Annotated in this window: 14 protein-coding genes; 5 read left to right on the top strand and 9 right to left on the bottom strand. The window is 71.2% G+C overall.

Annotation, left to right across the window (positions count from 1 at the left end):
• Positions 1–20: 20 nt before the first annotated feature.
• The 6 genes from CLV67_RS18530 to CLV67_RS18510 are packed head-to-tail and all read right to left on the bottom strand — an operon-like array spanning position 21 to position 7,935.
• Positions 21–2,726 (bottom strand): DUF6493 family protein, encoded by a 2,706-nt coding sequence (locus CLV67_RS18530; RefSeq protein WP_106319995.1) that lies wholly within the window; start codon positions 2,724–2,726, stop codon positions 21–23.
• Positions 2,723–2,896: a hypothetical protein gene (locus CLV67_RS51975; RefSeq protein ID WP_170153921.1), complete on the bottom strand. Its 174-nt coding sequence runs from the start codon at positions 2,894–2,896 to the stop codon at positions 2,723–2,725. The genes CLV67_RS18530 and CLV67_RS51975 overlap by 4 nt, the downstream gene beginning before the upstream one ends.
• 30 nt (positions 2,897–2,926) lie before the next feature.
• The gene (locus tag CLV67_RS18525; RefSeq protein ID WP_106319993.1) at positions 2,927–3,160 is read right to left on the bottom strand and encodes a hypothetical protein; all 234 of its coding nucleotides are present in this window, start codon (positions 3,158–3,160) and stop codon (positions 2,927–2,929) included.
• Positions 3,160–5,847: a DUF6493 family protein gene (locus CLV67_RS18520; protein ID WP_106319991.1), complete on the bottom strand. Its 2,688-nt coding sequence runs from the start codon at positions 5,845–5,847 to the stop codon at positions 3,160–3,162. Before CLV67_RS18520 ends, CLV67_RS18525 begins: the two co-directional genes overlap by 1 nt.
• Positions 5,844–7,178, bottom strand: a complete 1,335-nt coding sequence (locus tag CLV67_RS18515) for a DprA-like winged helix domain-containing protein (protein WP_106319989.1) — start codon at positions 7,176–7,178, stop codon at positions 5,844–5,846. The genes CLV67_RS18520 and CLV67_RS18515 overlap by 4 nt, the downstream gene beginning before the upstream one ends.
• A 49-nt stretch (positions 7,179–7,227) precedes the next feature.
• Positions 7,228–7,935, bottom strand: a complete 708-nt coding sequence (locus CLV67_RS18510) for a hypothetical protein (RefSeq protein WP_106319987.1) — start codon at positions 7,933–7,935, stop codon at positions 7,228–7,230.
• A 179-nt stretch (positions 7,936–8,114) separates the two neighbouring features.
• On the opposite strand from CLV67_RS18510, the gene pgi reads away from it, so the two are divergent.
• The 4 genes from pgi (at position 8,115) to CLV67_RS18490 (ending at position 13,535) form a co-directional block, all read left to right on the top strand.
• The gene (gene pgi / locus CLV67_RS18505; RefSeq protein ID WP_106320550.1) at positions 8,115–9,746 is read left to right on the top strand and encodes a glucose-6-phosphate isomerase; all 1,632 of its coding nucleotides are present in this window, start codon (positions 8,115–8,117) and stop codon (positions 9,744–9,746) included.
• A gap of 33 nt (positions 9,747–9,779) precedes the next feature.
• Positions 9,780–10,850: a winged helix DNA-binding domain-containing protein gene (locus CLV67_RS18500; RefSeq protein ID WP_307833866.1), complete on the top strand. Its 1,071-nt coding sequence runs from the start codon at positions 9,780–9,782 to the stop codon at positions 10,848–10,850.
• Between the two features lie 82 nt (positions 10,851–10,932).
• Complete coding sequence (locus tag CLV67_RS18495) at positions 10,933–12,252, top strand: carbohydrate-binding protein (RefSeq protein WP_106320546.1); 1,320 nt, start codon at positions 10,933–10,935, stop codon at positions 12,250–12,252.
• Positions 12,253–12,374: 122 nt separating this feature from the next.
• Positions 12,375–13,535: a dienelactone hydrolase family protein gene (locus CLV67_RS18490; RefSeq protein WP_106319985.1), complete on the top strand. Its 1,161-nt coding sequence runs from the start codon at positions 12,375–12,377 to the stop codon at positions 13,533–13,535.
• Here CLV67_RS18490 and CLV67_RS18485 read toward each other — a convergent pair.
• A complete protein-coding gene (locus CLV67_RS18485; RefSeq protein ID WP_106319983.1) occupies positions 13,532–14,692 on the bottom strand; it encodes an NADAR family protein in 1,161 nt (386 codons plus the stop codon). The two genes, CLV67_RS18490 and CLV67_RS18485, sit on opposite strands and share 4 nt — an antisense overlap.
• On the bottom strand, positions 14,652–15,806 hold the full coding sequence (locus CLV67_RS18480) for an acyltransferase family protein (protein ID WP_106319981.1): 1,155 nt from the start codon (positions 15,804–15,806) through the stop codon (positions 14,652–14,654). Before CLV67_RS18480 ends, CLV67_RS18485 begins: the two co-directional genes overlap by 41 nt.
• Positions 15,807–15,832: 26 nt before the next feature.
• Here CLV67_RS18480 and CLV67_RS18475 point away from each other — a divergent pair, with 26 nt between their 5' ends.
• Positions 15,833–16,861, top strand: coding sequence for an alpha/beta hydrolase (locus CLV67_RS18475; RefSeq protein ID WP_106319980.1), 1,029 nt, complete (start codon positions 15,833–15,835; stop codon positions 16,859–16,861).
• On the opposite strand, the gene CLV67_RS18470 is transcribed toward CLV67_RS18475, so the two are convergent.
• The gene (locus tag CLV67_RS18470) at positions 16,849–17,649 is read right to left on the bottom strand and encodes a nucleoside-diphosphate kinase (protein ID WP_106319978.1); all 801 of its coding nucleotides are present in this window, start codon (positions 17,647–17,649) and stop codon (positions 16,849–16,851) included. The two genes, CLV67_RS18475 and CLV67_RS18470, sit on opposite strands and share 13 nt — an antisense overlap.
• Positions 17,650–17,763 lie beyond the last annotated feature (114 nt).

Here is a 17,763-nt window from a genome sequence, read left to right as displayed (position 1 = left end):
TCACATCGAGGGCGCCGTGTTCAGGAGACCAGGGTGGTTCGAAGACGTCTCGCCTCCTTGGTCAGCCGGGAGCTGCCCGGCCGGGCAGCGATGTCGGCCAGGCCGGGGATCTCGGTGCGGGCGCCGAGGGTGACGGCGACCTGGGTGGCGAGTTCGAGCAGGTCGGGCACACCCCGGACCTTGGTGGGCAGCAGCGGTGGCAGGGCCGCGGCGAGGAGTTCCCAGACGGCGGCGGAGGCTCCGGAGCGGTGGGCGTCGGTCAGGGCGGTCAGGGCCCGGCCGAGTTTGACCACACTGTCGGAGCACAGGTCGCCGAGGACCGCGCCGACCGCCCCGGCGAAGGACTCGGTGCCGGCCGCCAGCGTCAGGAACGCGTCGACGGCGGCGGCACGGTCGGACTCGTGTTTGGCGCAGAACCCGTAGGCGAGGGCGGCGGCCAGCGCCGGACCGACCGGGCCGGTGCCGTCGGCGAGCAGCGGCAGCAGCCTGGCAGAGCCTCTCTGGCCCTGGTCCGCCGTGGACGCGATCTCGCCCACGGCCCAGGCAGCCGCCACTTCGCGGTGGTGCGGCAGGACCATGGCCAGCACCTCCGGAATGTCCTTGAACTGGCGCGGCATGTACTTCGGACGCTTGACCGGCTCGTGGGTGAGTAATTGCCGTGTCAGGAGCAGACCGTCGTGGCGGGACGGGCGAAGTGTCGCCACCAGCCTGCGGGACACCGGGGCGTCCCAGGTGTAACCGCCGGGCGGGTTCTGGTCGGCGTACTGGACGAACCGCTCGCTGACGGGATCGGGCAGCCCGCCGGACGCCAGCCACTGCGCGAACCGCCGCCCGGCCGGCGAGACGAGCGCCCCGGCGCCGGCGGTCACCTCGACGGGGGTGGCACCGCGAGGCAGCCGGAGCAGGGCCTGCTCCAGGTCGAACGGCCACGGCTGCCATTGCTCGGCCTCGGCCCTGGACAGCCGCTCCAGCAGCGTCGCCGGGTCGAGGCTGCCGTTCACCCGTGTCGGGGTGGCGACCAGCCTCGGCGTCACCGGATCGCCGAGCCGCACGGCGAGCTCGGCCGCGCGCAGTGCCAGCACCCCGTCGGGCCGGGGCGACAGCTTCGAGCCGAGACCGCCGCGGCGGCCCTCGTGCCGGGCCACCTCCACCGCGTTGTGGAGATGTTGCTGGATCTCGTCCTGAGGGACGGCGCCGCTCGCGATCCGCATCGCGTTGCCGAGGCAGACCAGCGGGGAACCGGAGTTCCACCTGACGTCGGTGAACCTGGCCGGGTACCGATCGAGCACCGGGGTGAGGGCGGTGGCCAGCGCGTCACGTTCCCCGGCGGCGTGCAGAGCGACCAGCCCGGCGAGAACCCGCTCCCAGCGGACACCGGACTGGTCGTGCAGCAGCGCGACGACCTCCTCGGCCAGTTCGGGCGCGTTCGCGACGGGCGGCGGCATGGGAGCGGACTCCACCGGCGGCGGCAGCGAGGGCACGCCGGCGGGCCCGGTCACCGGCACGATCCCGCCGAACAGCTCCGCGGCACGGGCCGGGAGGTCGCCGGCCAGGACCCGGGAGGCGTCGGCGAGCCGGGCGACCACGTCCGGGCCGAGATGCGGCAGTTGCCTGCCGATCAGGACCAGCGCGCGTTCCTGGACGTCGAGAGCCGGGTGGCCGAACGCGACGGCGATCGTCTCGAACACCTCACCGGCCCGGCCCGGCTCCCGGCCGGCCACCCTCTCCAGCCAGGAGATCTGCACCTTGACCATGGTCTTCTCCTTGCGGAGCAGAACCGCGGAGCTGGTGTCGAGCAGTGTCTCCACGTCGAGGCGGCCGGTGTCGTCCAGAACGCGCAGGACCCGCTGCGACAACGCCGCCACCGGGCCCGGGCCCTCGGCGAGCATCCGCGCGTAGCCGAGAGCGTGCGCGGCGATCTCGTCGGCCGTCGGGTCGAGCTCGTCGTGCAGCTGCAGGAACGGGCGCAGGGCGTTGGGTGTGTCACCGCGTACCAGCCGGTCGATCGTGGCCGCCAGCACGACCTTGCGCTGCAGGCGGCCTTCGGCGACCAGCGAGGCGACCGCGGCGGGGAAGTGGTGGGCAGCCGTCAGCCGCCCCTCCGGCTCGCCCCACGACGAATGGGTGACGGCGGTGCCCAGGGTGTCGATGTCGAAGACCGCGGGCAGGAGCAGGTCCAGGTACGGGTCGTCGCGCAACCGGACGTTCAGCGGCGGTCGTTCACGGCCGTGACCGCCGTACGGCTGGAGGAGGCGCAGCAGCCAGAAGCGCGTGACGCCCTCGGTGACCGGCGGCTCGACCCCGCCGGCCCGCATGATCGCCGCGGTGAACGCCCACTCCCCGTTGTCCCAGTCGCTGCCCGTGGGCGTCGGGCGGGACAGCCGGGTGCCCAGGTCACCGAGCCAGTCCAGCCGGCGGGCCTGAGCGAGCGCCAGAAACCGGTCCATCGGGATCTCGCGCCACTGGGCCCGCAGGCTGCGGTGGCGCAAGAGGCTCGCGGCCTTGGCGGCGCTGCGTGCCGTGCCGATGACGGCCAGCGCGTACCCCGGAGCGGGGTTGGTGTGGGAACGCCACCACACGTCCGGGCCGGCGCCCTTGATGCCGGCCTCCACCGCCTTGCCGAAGGCCAGCCGCTCCTCTTCGCCGGCCTGCAGCAGCAGTCGTGCCACCCCGGTGTGGTTGCCGGACCGTGCCCGCACGTCCAGCATCTCCCAGTCGAGCCTCATGCCGTGCCGCCCACGGCATGCGGCCCGGCGATCTCCCGGGAGATCGCCGGGTGGACGTGCTCGGTTTCCGTGCCATGCCGCCCACGGTTTCCGGTGCCGGCGATCTCCTGGGAGAGGGCCGGGCGGACGTGGTCGGTCGGGTCGGGGTTCGGGTGGCCCGCGGAAACCATGCCGCTGAATCTAGAGACCGGGTACGACATTTACGACCGGCCGTCCGGCAGGTCGCGGCTGTCGGGCAGGTCGCGGCTGTCGGGCAGGTCGCGGCTGTCGGGCAGGTCGCGGCTGTCGGGCAGGTCGCGGCTGTCGGGCAGGTCGCGGCTGTCGGGCAGGTCCTGGCCTCCGTCGGACGTGGGTGCCGGACAGCCCCGAAAACAGCCGTCCGTCGCGGCGCCCGGAGTGGACGCCGGGGGAGCGGCGTCCACGAACGCGGTCATCAGGGTGCCAGGGTGGACTGGAGACGTTTCGCCTCCTGGACCAGGCGGGAGGCGCCTGGACGGGCAGCGATGTCGGCCAGGCCGGGGATCTCGGTGCGGGCGCCGAGGGTGACGGCGACCTGGGTGGCGAGTTCGAGCAGGTCGGGCACGCCCCGGACCTTGGTGGGCAGCAGCGGTGGCAGGGCCGCGGCGAGGAGTTCCCAGACGGCGGCGGAGGCTCCGGAGCGGTGGGCGTCGGTCAGGGCGGGCAGCGCCCGGCCGAGTTTCGCCGTGCTGTCGGAGCAAAGGTCGCCCAAGGCTTCGCCGACCCGTCCGGCGAACGGCTCGGTGCCGGCCGTCAGCGTCAGGAACGCGTCGACGGCGGCGACACGGTCGGACTCCTGTTTGGCGCAGAACGCGTAGGCCATCGCGGCCGACAGCGCCGGACCGATCGGGCCGGTGCCCTCGGCGAGCAGCGGGAGCAAGCGGGCGGAGCCCTGCTGGTCCTGGTCGGCGAGGGCGGCCATCTCGGGGAGAGCCCAGGCCGCGGCGACCTCGCGGTGGTGGGGAAGCACCATCGCCACGACCTCCTCGGCGCCCTCGAGGTCGTCGGGCATGTACTTCAACTCGTCCGGCGGTGCGAGAGTGAGCAACTGCCTCTCCAGCCGGAGTCCGCCGTCGCGGGCTGGTCGCAGCCTGGCCAGCATCCGGCGGGCCACCGGCCGGTCCCAGTCGTAGGCGCCGAGGTAGCCCAGCTTCCCCTGCTGGACGACCCGCTCGCTGATCGGGTCGGGCAGCCCGCCGGAGGCCAGCCACTGTGCGAACTGCCGGCCCGCCGGGGACGCCAGCGCGGCCACGCCCGTCGTCACGTCGGCGCTGACGGGGCCGCGGGGCAGGCGCAGCAGGGCCTGCTCCAGGTCGAACGGCCACGGCTGCCAGCCCTCGGCCTCGGCGCGGGACAGCCGGTCCAGCAGGACGGCCGCGTCGAGGCTGCCGCTCACGTGGGTGGGCGTGGCCACCAGCATCGGCATCATCGAGCCGTTGAGGTGTACCGCGATCTCGGCCACGCGCAGAGCCAGCACCCCGTCGGGCAACGGGGACAGTCTCGACCCGTTCTCGCCGCGGCGGCCCTCCTGCCGGGCGATCCGGACCGTCTCGTGAAGGCGCCGGTGGACGCCGTCCTGGCGAGCTGGATCGATCGCCATCGTGATCGCGGCGCCCAGGCAGGCCAGGGCCTCGCCCTCGTTCCACGGATGCTCGCCGAGATCGCCCGGATAGCGGTCGAGCAGTGGGGACAGCGCCGCGGTCAGCGACCCCCGGCCGCCGTCGGCGTGCAGAGCGACGAACGCGGCCAGCACCCGCTCCCAGCGGACGCCGGACTCCTCGTGGACGAGAACCGCGATCTCCTCGGCGAGCTCGGCGGCGGTCGTGATCGGCGGCGGCATCGGGGCCGGGCCGGTGTGCGGCGGCAGCTCGGGCACGGTCTCGGTGAGCACGGTGGTGCCGAACAGGGCGGCGGCGCGGGCCGGCAGGTCGCCCGCCAGCACCACGGACGCCTCGGCGAGCCGGGCCACGGTGTCCGGCGCGAGGCCGGGCAGATGCTTGGCGACCAGGGTGAACGCGCGTTCCTGGATGTCGAGAGCGGGATGACCGAACGCGGCGGAGACCGTGCCGAACACCTCGTCGGCCCGCTCGGGTTCGCGCCGGGCCACCTTTTCCAGCCAGGTGATCTGTGCCTTGACCAGGGTCTTCTCCTTGCGGAGCAGGACCGGGAAGCTGGTCTCGAGCAGGGTGTCCGCGTCGAGGCGGCCGGTGTCGTCGAGAACACGCAGGCAGCGCTGCGCCACCGTGGCGACCGCGCCCGGCCCTTCGGCGAGCAGCCGGGCGTAGTCGAGAGCGTGGGCGGCGATCTCGTCGACCGCCGGGTCGAGCTCGTCGTGCAGCAGGACGAACGGGCGCAGCGCGTTGGGCTTGTCGCCGCGCGCCAGCCGGTCGATGGTCGCGGTCAGGATCGCCTTGCGTTCCAGCCGGCCCTCGGCGACGAGTGCGGCGACCGCCTGATGGAACCGGATCGCCGACTTGGGCAGCGCCGAGTCCTCACCCCAGGTGGCGTTGAAGATGTCCGAGCCCATGCCGTCGATCTCGAAGACGCCCGGCAGGAGCACGTCGAGGTCGGGGTCCTCGCGCATCCGGATGCTCAGCGGAGGCACCCGCTCGCGCCGGGGCCGGATCAGCCGGGCCAGCCAGCCCCGCACCACCCCCTCGGTGACCGGTGGCGGGGTCCCGCCGGCCCGCAGGAACCGGGCGGTGAACGCCCAGTCGCCGCCGTCCCACACGTCGCGGGTGGGCAGCCGGGCGGCCAGCCGCAGACCCAGGTCGCCCAGCCAGTCGAGCTCGCGGGCCTCGGCGACCTGCAGCACCCGGTCGAACTGGATCTGCTGCCACGAGTCACGGATCCCCCGCTTGAGCAGCAGGGTCGCGGCACGGGCGGCGCTCGGTGCGGCACCGATGACGGCGATCGCGTAGCCGGGCGCGGGGTCGACCCGGGCCCGCCAGTAGACGTCCGGGTCGACGGCCCTGAGACCGGCCTCGAACTGCTTGGTGAACGCGAGGCGTTCCGCCTCGGTGGCCTCGAGGAACAGCCGGGCCACGCCGGGCTGATCGCCGGACCGGGCGCGCCGGTCGACGGTCTCCCAGTCGAGGGTCATGCCGGCACCTCCTCGGCGGCGTCCTCGGTGACCGCGCCGGCGAGGACCATGCGCACCGCGAGGGCGTGCTTGCACGGCCCGCGCTCGCCGCGGTGTTTCGCCCACCAGGGGCAGGTGCACGAGGTCGCCTCGCGGACGTGGTAGATCTCGTCGCCGCTGCGCACCACAGACACCTCCGGCCCGGCGGTGACCGCGCCGGAGGTGGCCAGGGCCCGCGCGCCGGCCAGCCGTGGGTTCATCCGCTCGACCACGTCGGCGGAGTACGGGAGCGTGCGGTGGAAATAGCCCGCCTCGGCCACGTCGTAACCCACCCGGCCGGCCGTGCCGAGCTGGGTGAGCGCGTCCCGGACCCGGGCGGCGGGCAGCCCGGCGGCGGTGGCCAGCGTGTCCACGTCGATCGTCGGGTCCCACGAGAGCAGGGCGCTCACCAGGTCGGCGTCGTCGGCGGCCTCGTCGCTGGCGAGGGCGTCGAGGACGGCGCCCTCGCCGGAGAAGCCGCGGTACGGCTCGGGCGACAGGGTCAGCGACAGCCGCAGCGACGGCATGCTGAGCTCCCAGGTGCTGGCCACCGGACCACTGCCGGCGGCCACGGCCGGACCGTAGACGCGCAGCCTCGTCGCGTACCGCAGGAAGGGTTTGAAGGCCGTGAGACGCCCGGCGCCCGGCAGGCACACCGCGCCCGGCACCGGCCGGGACGTGAAGCGCAGCGAACGCCCTGCGGGAACCGCCCAGAGGATCGACTTGTCACCCGCCGGGAGCCGGTTGAGCAGGATCCGCGCCTCGGCGACGCCGATCTCGGCGCGCGCGTCGAAGCGGGAGGTGAGCACCTGTGCCTCGGCGAAGCCGCGCAACCAGCGTGACGGCAGCGGCACCTTCCTCTCCACGAGCTCGCCGTCGAAGGTGGTGACGGTGAGGTCGTCGGGGCCGACCGCGACGTGCATCGGATCGGTGCGCCCGACGCGGGTCAGGGCCCGCTGGAGCGGCACGTTGACGTCGACGTTGGTGGTGCCGTGCGCCTCGATGTCACCGTCGAGGCCCTCGGGCAGCACGTCCATCCGCGCGTAGACGCCGCAGCAGCCGGAGAACGACTCGAACCGCAGCCGGTCGGAGCCGGCCGTGACGACCGGGTCGAGACTGGCCGGGGGAAGCGGCCGGAAATATCTGGTCCGGGCGACCTCGGCGACCGCGAGCAGGCCGGTGGCGGCGGCGCCCGGGTCGGTGAGGAAGCCGGTGAAGAAGCGGGGGTGCGCTGCGGGACCACCGGAGGTCTGCAGGGTGAGGCTGTCGTCGAGGGCCGACGAGCCGAGGTACGAGTACGCCGCGGAAACCATGCGCAGAACCTAGAGGCCGGGTACGACATTTTCGACCGGCCGTCCGGATCTACGGAGTCAGCAACTGGATGACCTGCAGTCTCTCGGCCTCGACCAGGGCGAAGTAGCTCCCGGGGTTGCGCGGGGCGAGATCCGAGTCCGGAACGCCCGCGTCCCACTCGACGTGTCCCCAGAAGTCGACCTCGTCGGAGACCAGCATCGACGCGGCGGCCTCGACATCGCCGGTGGCGCCGAGCACGCGCATCGCCCCGGAGACCAGGGCGATCGCCTCCGGGTTGTCCGCCGCCGCGTCGCCGAAGGCCGGGGCGAGCAGCAGCAGCGCCTGCGCCCGCCGGACCGGGTCCTCCTGCCGGGCGGCGACGCCGGCCAGTTCGGGCCAGGAGAGTCCGGGGCCGGTCTGGTGCCCGTCGATCGCCGCGATCGGGATCGCCTCCGCCCCGCCGCCGGGAAGCACCAGGTAGTCCACCCCGTCGTCCTCGTCGAGGTTGCGGAACACCACAGCGATCTCGGCACCGCCGCCCAGCCCGACCCGGAGCACCTCCCAGCGGCCGGGGTCGATGAAGTCGTCGAGGTCGTCGTCCGCGGCGGTGTTCCAGATCGCGGCGAGCACGTAGTCCTCATCCGGGATCATGAGGGCCCGCAGGTAGGCGGCCCAGAAGCCGGGCTTGTCGAGGAGGTGGCGGCCGTCGGTGAGCAGCGCCGCGACGTCCAGGTCGGGGTCGCCCTCGAAGAAGTTCTGATAGCCGCCGAGATCCACTGCGGAAGCATAGATCGGGCACATGGTTCACCGGAGTGAGAAGGCGGACACCAAGGCAGCAGTGGTCACTCCGGGCGACTAACCTCGCGGACAGGACACGACTGAGCGGCCGGTTCCTCCGGTGCCGGGCGGCGGATCGTGCCACGATTTGTGCGTCGTCCAGGTTCGGAGTGGGAGAGATGAGCGAACACGTTTCCGACAGCGCCGAGTGGCAGACTCTTCAGGGACTGGCCGAGAAGTTCGCCGCGGTGCACCTGCGCGACCTGTTCGGCAGTGACCCGCAGCGGGGCGAGCGTTATGCCGCCGAGGTCGCCGGGCTGTATGTCGACTACAGCAAGAACCTCGTCACCGACGAGGTCCTGACCGCCCTGTTCGCGCTGGCGCAGCGGGCGAAGCTCAGCGAGAAGATCACCGGCATGTTCGCCGGCGAGCACATCAACATCACCGAGGACCGTGCCGTCCTGCACACCGCGCTGCGGCTGCCGCGTGACGCGTCGCTGGTGGTCGACGGCCAGGACGTGGTTGCCGACGTGCACGAGGTCCTCGACAAGATGGGCGCGTTCGCCGACAAGGTCCGCTCGGGGGAGTGGAAAGGCCACACCGGTGAGCACATCAAGACGATCGTCAACATCGGCATCGGTGGCTCCGACCTGGGCCCCGTCATGGCGTACGAGGCGTTGAAGGACTTCAGCCAGCGCGACATCGAGTGCCGGTTCGTCTCGAACATCGACCCCACCGACCTGTTCGAGAAGACCGTCGACCTCGACCCGGCCACCACCCTGTTCATCGTGGTGTCGAAGACCTTCACCACCCAGGAGACGCTGACCAACGCCAAGGAGGCCCGCGCCTGGCTGCTGGAGGGTCTCGGCGGTGACGCGTCCGCGGTCGCCAAGCACTTCGTCGCGGTCAGCACCAACGCCGCCAAGGTCGGCGACTTCGGCATCGACACGGCGAACATGTTCGGCTTCTGGGACTGGGTGGGTGGCCGTTACTCGCTGCCGTCCGCGGTCGGCCTGTCCGTCATGATCGCCATCGGCAAGGAGCGGTTCGCCGAGATGCTCGCCGGTTACCACGCCGTCGACGAGCACTTCCGCGGAACGCCGATCGAGCGCAACGTGCCGGCCCTGCTCGGCCTGATCAACGTCTGGTACGACACGTTCCTCGGCGCCCAGTCGCACGCGGTCCTGCCGTACGCCCAGTATCTGCACCGTTTCGCCGCCTATCTCCAGCAGCTCACCATGGAGAGCAACGGCAAGTCGGTGCGCCTGTCCGGTGAGCCGGTCACCTTCCAGACCGGCGAGGTGTTCTGGGGCGAGCCCGGCACCAACGGCCAGCACGCCTTCTACCAGCTGATCCACCAGGGCACGAAGCTGATCCCGGCGGACTTCATCGGTTTCAGCGTGCCCAACCACGACATCGGCGAGATGCACGACCTGTTCATGTCGAACTTCCTGGCGCAGACCGGCGCGCTCGCGTTCGGCCGCACGCTGGAGCAGGTACAGGCCGAGGGCACCGACCCGAAGGTGGCGCATCACCGCGTGATGCAGGGCAACCACCCGACCACCACGATCCTGGCCCACTCGCTGACGCCGCAGACGTTCGGGCAGCTGGTGGCGCTCTACGAGCACATCACCTTCACCCAGGGCGTGATCTGGGAGATCAACTCCTTCGACCAGTGGGGTGTGGAGCTCGGCAAGGTGATGGCCAACCAGCTCGCGCCGAAGCTGACGTCCCGTGAGGCGCCGGCCGACGACGCCGACTCGTCGACCAACACGCTGATCAAGCGGTACCGGGAACAGCGCGGCCGCTGATTTCTGTCGTAGGCCTTCTCTAGGCTCAGGGCCGTGGACATCGACACGGCCCTGAGCCTCCGGATGACGAGCCTGCTGCTCGGCGCGCGTTCCAAGACCGACGTGCCGGGCATCGTGGAGTGGTTCGGCGCCATGCAGGCGCAGGATCTCAACAGCGTGCTGTGGTCGCTGGGCGTGCGCCTGCCAGGCATCACGTTGCCCGAGGTGGTCGCCGCCACCGAGCGGGGTGACGTGGTCCGCACCTGGCCGATGCGAGGCACCGTTCACCTGGTCCCGTCCGCCGACGCGCACTGGATGCTCGAGCTGGCCGGTGTCCGGAGCCTGAGCGGGGTGGCCAAGCGCTGGGAATACCTGGGCCTCGACGAGAAGACCGCGCACCAGGCGATGGACGTGCTCGGCGCGGCGATCGCGGCCGGCGGCGGCCGCCTGACCCGGTCGGCGTGTGTGGCCGCGCTCAACGAGGGCGGCATCTCCACCGAGGGCCAGCGGGGCTACCACCTTCTCTGGTATGTGAGCCAGCGCGGCATCACGGCGATTGCGCCCAACCAGGGCAGCGAGCAGACGTTCGTGCTGCTCGACGAGTGGGCCACCGAGCGCAACAGCCCGTCCCGCGAGGAGGCCCTGGCGGTCCTGGCGAAGCGCTACTTCCAATCCCACGGCCCGACCACGGTCAAGGACTTCGCGGGGTGGACCGGTCTGACCATGACGGACTGCCGGAAGGGCGTCGACGGGGCCGGATTGGCCAGGGTCGACGTCGACGGCGTGGAGATGTGGGCCGACCCGGCGGTGCTCGACGCGGGCCCGGCGACCGGCTGGTGGGCGCTGCCCGGCTTCGACGAGTACATGCTCGGCTACAAGGACCGTTCCATGATGGCGACGAAGGAGCAGGTCGCGAAAGTCATCCCCGGCAACAACGGGATCTTCCAGTCGACCCTGGTCCGTGATGGTCGCGTGATGGCCACCTGGAAACGGACGCTGGGCAAGAAAGCGGTCACCGTGACGGTGTTGCCTCTGGCCGAGTTCGACATCGAGGAGGCGCGCCCGGCGCTGGAGCCGTTCGCTGCCTTCGTGGGCCTGCCACTAACTGTAAAGACTCTTCCATAATCCACTGTTAAGAACCCTTGATATTTACGTGTGTGAACTCGAGGATGTGGTCACACACGCCACGGATGTCGAGGAGTTCGCCATGAGGCTTCGCCGCAAGATGCTGGCCGTGATCGCCGGAGCGGGGGTGGTGCTGGGTTCGGCCGTCGCCTTCGCCTCGACCGGAAACGCGGCCGTGGCCTGCTCCTCGACGATCTGGGCCGAGGGCGTCAGCTACACCGCGGGGCAGCAGGTCACCTATCAGTCGACGCTCTACCAGGCACTGGTCACGCACACCGCCTGGGCGGGGACGAACTGGAACCCGGCCGCAACGCCGACCTTGTGGAAGAGCCTCGGCGCGTGTGAGGGCGGTACGAACCCGAGCCCCAGCCCGTCGGTGAGCAAGAGCCCTTCCACGAGCCCGAGCCCGAGCCCGTCGACGTCCCCGTCGACATCGCCCTCCAACCCGACCGGCTGCGGCGTCAAGGGCCGCCCCGCCGGCAAGGTCCTGCAGGGCTACTGGGAGAACTGGGACGGGGCCTCCAACGGCGTCCACCCCGGCATGGGCTGGATCCCGATCAACGACAGCCGGATCACCCAGCACGGCTACAACGTGCTGATGGCGGCCTTCCCGGTGATCCGCTCCGACGGCACGGTGCTGTGGGAGAACGGCATGGACTCCGGTGTCAAGGTGCCCACCGTCGCCGAGATCTGCGCCGCCAAGGCCCAGGGCGCGACCATCCTGATGTCCATCGGCGGCGCGACCGCCGGTGTCGACCTCAGTTCCAGCGCCGTCGCCGACCGGTTCGTGGCGACCATCGTGCCGATCCTGAAGGCGTACAACTTCGACGGCATCGACATCGACATCGAGACCGGCCTCACCGGCAGCGGCAACATCAACACCCTGTCGACCTCGCAGGCCAACCTGATCCGGATCATCGACGGCGTCCTCGCGGCCATGCCGTCCAACTTCGGCCTCACCATGGCACCCGAGACGGCGTACGTGACCGGCGGCTCGGTCGTCTACGGCTCGATCTGGGGCTCCTACCTGCCGATCATCAAGAAGTATCTGGACAACGGCCGCCTCTGGTGGCTGAACATGCAGTACTACAACGGCAGCATGTACGGCTGCTCCGGTGACTCGTACGGCGCCGGCACCGTTCAGGGCTTCACCGTGCAGACCCAGTGCCTCGCGAACGGTCTCACCATCCAGGGCACGACCATCCGGATTCCGTACGACAAGCAGGTCCCCGGACTGCCCGCGCAGGTGGGTGCCGGTGGCGGTTACATGACACCGGCCCTGGTCAGCCAGGCCTGGAACAGTGTCCCCGGCATCAAGGGCCTGATGACCTGGTCGATCAACTGGGACGGCTCCAAGAACTGGACCTTCGGCGACAACGTGAAGGCCCTGCAGGGTCGCTGACCGATCCCGGTACTGCCCGCCCCGGACCGTCCCCGGGGCGGGCAGTGCTGTTTCAGCAGAACTCATTGACATGCGGGAAAGGGCTTTCTAGCGTCGGGATCCCATCGACGAACAGGAATCCCATGAAGCGTCGTTCCGTCATCTCGCTCCCCGCCGTGGCCCTCGCCGCCCCGCACCTGGCCGACGCCCGCGCGGCAGCCGGCTTCGAGGGCCCGTCCGTGATCGACGGCAACCTCCCGGTCTTCTTCGAGCGCCTGAAGCCGGAGCTCACCTTCCCCCTCGCCTGGCCGAACGCCCGCGAGCGCGAATTCCGGGACTGGAAACGACGGGCCCGTGCCCGGTTCGAGGAGCACCTCGTCGAACCCGCCGACCACACCCCCTTCCGCCCGGAGATCGTCGACGAGCAGCCCGGCCCCGGATACCGCCGCCGCCAGCTGATCTTCAACGTCACCCGGCACAGCCGCGTCCGCGCCACCATGCTGGTCCCCGACGGTCCGGGCCCGTTCCCGGCCGCGCTGCTGCTGCACGATCACGGCGCCCGGTTCGACATCGGCAAGGAGAAACTGATCGAACCCTGGTACGACGAGGCCCGCCTCACCTCGGCCCGCGCCTGGTCGGCGCGCTACTTCAGTGGCCGTTTTCCCGGCGATCACCTCGCCGCCCGCGGTTACGCGGTCCTCGCCGTCGACGCCCTCGGCTGGGGCGACCGCGGCGGCCTCACCTACGAGGGCCAGCAGGCCCTGGCGAGCAACCTGTTCAACCTCGGCTCCTCACCGGCCGGCCTGATGGCCCGCGAGGACGCCCGCGCCGCAGCCCTGCTGACCACGCTGCCCGAGATCGACCGGCGCCGGATCGCCGCGGTCGGTTTCTCGATGGGCGGTTACCGAGCGTGGCAGGTCGCGGCCCTCTCCGGCCACATCGCGGCGACCGTCTCCGCCTGCTGGATGACGGGTCTCAAGGAGATGATGGTCCCCGGCAACAACACGCTGCGTGGTCAGTCCGCCTTCTACATGCTGCATCCCGGCCTCTACCGGCACCTGGACATCCCGGACGTCGCGAGCCTCGCCGCCCCGCGCCCGATGTACCTGACCGGCGGCGAACTCGACCCACTCTTCACCGCCGAGGGCGTCGCCGTCGCGTACCGCAAGATCGCCCGGGTTTATGCCTCGCAGCGCGCCGCCTCGCGGCTGCGCACCCGGACCTGGCCCGGCCTCGGCCACATCTTCACCGCCGAGATGCAGGACGATGCCTTCGCCTGGCTCGATCAAAACCTCAAGACCTAGATGTCGTACGAGAGGACGCCGGCACCTTCCGCGACGAGTTCCGAGCGCACCACCTCGAGCAGCCGGCCCATCCAGTTCGACGCGTTGTCGCCGGTTGCCCAGTACCGGGAGTCGGACGGCCGGTACAGGATGCGGGCGTCCCCGGTGCCGAGCAGCGTGGCGGCCATCGCCGGATGACGGCGGAACTTGTCCCGCAGCAGCGCACCCATCAACCCCAGCCGGGCATCGGCCCAGTCCCCGCGCCGGGGCGCGTCCCGGCCGAGCGCCTCCGCCTCCGCGGCTCGCCCGGCTGCGGCGATCAGATCGTGCTGCCTCGGGTCGTCGGTGGAGAGTGCCCAGTAGGCGTGCGTGACGCTCCGGTACTCCCGGCCACCGTGCACGACGAGGGCGGGATAGTCGTTCTGCAGCACCTCCGGCCCCGGCGGCTCCGGCCAGCCGTTCGGGTAGCCGGTCCAGCGCACGATGAACGGGGCCGTGGTGGCGATCTCGGGACCGTCGGCGCTTCTCCGGGCGACCGATCGGTCGAAGGCGCGTGCCTGCTCGCGGAAGTACTCGAGCGCCCACTCCCGGGTCTCGCTCGTCACGGCCACGACCGAGCCGGGATCCCGGCCCTCGATCGACTCGCCGGGAGCGGCCAGCAGTACCCGGACCGGCACGTCGTTCTGGTCCATGTCGCCGAGGAAGTAGATCCGGCGATCACCCGGAATCGCCAGGTAACGCTCGCGGGCGGTGGCCAGTGCCGCGTCGGTGGGATCGGCGGCGTAGGCGAGGAACGCGTCGTACGCCAGCCGCGACGAGTGGTGCCGGCCGGCGAGGCGGGCGAGATCGTCGGCGATGTCGGCCAGCAGCGCCTCCACGGTCAGCGGATTCTCCCGCGAACCGGCGGTGACCACCCCGAGGCCGGGCACGGACACCTCGGTTCCCTCCGGCGGGTCGAGCGTGAGAGTCCCGTCGGACAGCGCCTCGCGCAGCCCGTCGAGGTCGGTGGTGCTGCCGACTCCCCAGGTCACGTGTCCGTCGGCGAAGTACATCAGCGGAACCATCCGATAACGGCGGACCCGCAGGATGTGGTCGTACTGGCCTTCGTAGATCAGGCGCTGCAAGCCGTGGACGACGTCACCGTCGACTCTCCGCCAGGTGAGGGTGCTGTCCGGCATGTGAGGACCCTAGCCGCTGGCCGGGCAGCTCGATGTACCGGTGGGTGAGCCACGAGACGCCGAGGACCATGGTCAGGTAACCGGCCGCGAGCAGCGGATCCGGGATGTCCGAGCGCAGGATCGGCCGCCCCAGTTCGATCACCGCGTAGTGCACCAGATAGACGGAGTAGCTGAGCACGCCGATCCGGGTCAGCCAGAACGGCGTGCGATGGTGACGCAGCAGCATGCCGGCCACGAACGACCCGCCGAAGACCAGCAGCGTGAGCACCGAACGTGCGATGTAACGCGGGGTCAGCGCGTCGAGCGCGGCCAGTTCACCGATCCAGACGGCCAGCAGCGCGGACGCCACCACCGCGATCACCGCGCCCGCCCGCAGCCAGCCGACCTGCCCGTGGTCGGCACGGTGGATGACCGTGCCGGTGAACATCACGGCGACGATCAGCAGGCCGTCCCGGGCGTGCGCCGGATCCATGTTGAACAACAGCAGGCCCAGCGCCAGGCCACCGAGCAGCAGGCCGCCGCCGATCTCGGCCCACCGGCGGCGGGACACGACCGCGGCCAGCCCGGCGACGAGGACCACCGCGGCCGCCCACGGAACCTGGCCGAGCCGGAGCGGGACGAGGGGCGCCGTGGCCGCTCCGGCGAGCGCCAGGAGGACCGGCGGAAGAACGGAACGCTCCCTCCGTACCGCAAAGAGGGTGGTGACCAGAAGGTAGAAGACCATCTCGAAGGAGAGCGTCCAGAAAACCGCGGTGACGAGCGGCACACCCGTGAGGAAGGGCAGCATCGTCGCGTGGCCGGCCACCGAGGCGACGGGGTCCTGCGGCGGGTGGGCGACCGCGAGGACCGCGATCACCGCGAGGTAGAGCGGGAAGAGGCGGCGGGCGCGGCTGATCCAGAACCGTCGCAGATCGCCGTGCCGTTCCAGCGAGGCCGGGACGATGTAGCCGCTGACCAGGAAGAACAGCATCACGCCGGCGGTTCCGGCGTGCAGCCACTCGCCGGTCACCGCCCGCAGGCCGGTGAAGGTGAACCGGGTCAGATGCGCATAGACCACCAGCAGTACGGCGACGGCGCGGAGCCCGTCGAGCCACGCCAACCTGGGTGCGGTCATCGCAGAAACATAGTTGACTCGGCGGTATGTCGATATGGACCAGTGAACTCGCCGGCACCCTGCACCACGACACGATCGACTCGCAGGCCCTGCGCGGCAACGTCCTCGGCGACCCGCACGTGCGGCCGCTGTGGGTCTACACGCCGCCCGGCTACGAGCAGGGCGACCAGCGCTACCCGAGCATCTACGTGATCCAGGGCTACTCCGGCCAGGTCACCATGTGGAGCAACCGGACGCCGTTCCGGCAGCCCTTCGTCGAGACCGCCGACCAGGTGTTCGCCCAGCAGAAGGCGCCCGGCTGCATCCTCGTCTACGTCGACGCGTGGACCGCGTACGGCGGCTCGCAGTTCGTCGACTCGCCCGGCACCGGGAACTACCACACCTACCTCTGTGACGAGGTGGTGCCGTACGTGGACGCCAACTACCGGACCTTGGCGCACCGGGACTCACGGGCCATCACCGGCAAGTCGTCCGGCGGGTTCGGCGCGATGATCACGCCGATGCTGCGGCCCGACCTGTTCGGCGCCCTGGCCACCCACGCCGGCGACGCGCTCTACGAGTACTGCTACCTCGGCGAGTTCGCCAAGGCCGCACGCGCGCTGCGCGACTACGACCACGACATTCTGGCGTACTGGAAGGACTTCCAGTCGCGGGTCGCCTTCACCAAGGAGGAGGACATGCTGCTGGTTCTCGTCCTGGGCTGCACCGCGGCGTTCTCCGCCGACCCGGACGGCACCCCACGGCTGCCGTTCGACCCCCGGTCCGGGCAGATCCGCGAGGAGGTCTGGCAGCGGTGGCTGCACTGGGACCCGATTCGCATGATCGATCGGTACGCCGACGAGCTGCGCTCCCTGAACGCGGTGTGGATCGACGCGGGAACGCGTGACGAATGGTTCCTCGATCTGGGTGCCGAGGCCTTCAAGGATGGTCTGGTACGGATCGGAGTACCCGGGGACAAGATCGCCTTCGAGTTGTTCCCCGCCAAGCACGGCGGCATCGACTGGCGGTACCCGCTGGCCGTCGAGTGGCTGGCCAACCGTCTTCAGAGGGACTGAGACCAGGCGCGGACGCCGTGCTCGTGCAGCGTCCGCAGACAGCGTCGCACGGCACCCCGGCCACCGGTCGCGATCGGGGTGCCGCCCGACCAGCCCGCATGCAACGTCAGCAGCACCGCCCGCAGCGGCTCCACCCCGGGCAGCGCGTGCCACAGGGCGGTGACCGTCGAGTCGAGGGTGTGACCCGGATCCGGGCCCAGGTGGACGACCCGGTCGCCGGCGTCGAGCCGGTGCGGGCCCGGGTCGGCGGGCTGTCCCTGGATCAGCGGCCACGCCTCGTCCACCAGCGCGGGCACGTCGAACAGCTCGCGGAAGTCCATGCCGGGCGGGCGGGGCGGACTGACCGGCGGGTCGTCGCCGGGCCGGCCGAGCAGGTGGTCGCGCTGGCGGGCCAGCTCGGCCCGCCGCTCGGCCGCGTGAATGACGTTGGCGAACGGCCCATCCGCGTACCGGGAGCGGATCTCCCGCTTCACCCGGCGGGCGGCCTCGAACGCGTCGGGGCCGCTGAGCAGCAGAACCTCGGACGGGCCGGTGGTCAGATAGCGGTCCAGGAAAGCGAGGATCAGGCTGTGCCCGGCCGGGTCGTACTCCGACCAGAGATACCGCACGTCCGCGGGGGAGAGGCGGACCGGCCGCCGCCCGCCGATCCGCAGCCCGGCCGCCTCGACGGCCCGCTCGGCCTCACCGGTCAGCCCGAGCCGCAGACAGTCCGGCTTGAGCAGTAGAAACGCGTCCTCGTTGATGCCGTCCCCCGATGGTGGTGACCCGCGGCGCGCATCGAGCCGCAAGTCACCACGCTAGCCAGCGCGGACCAGCGCGTGGCGACCCGCGGCGCGCATCGAGCCGCAAGTCACCACGCCAGCCAGCGCGGACCAGCGCGTGGTGACCCGCGGCGCGCCGGA

The organism is Actinoplanes italicus, from assembly GCF_003001815.1.
Taxonomy (GTDB): Bacteria; Actinomycetota; Actinomycetes; order Mycobacteriales; family Micromonosporaceae; genus Actinoplanes; species Actinoplanes italicus.
This window is presented reverse-complemented; position numbering and strand designations above follow the sequence as displayed.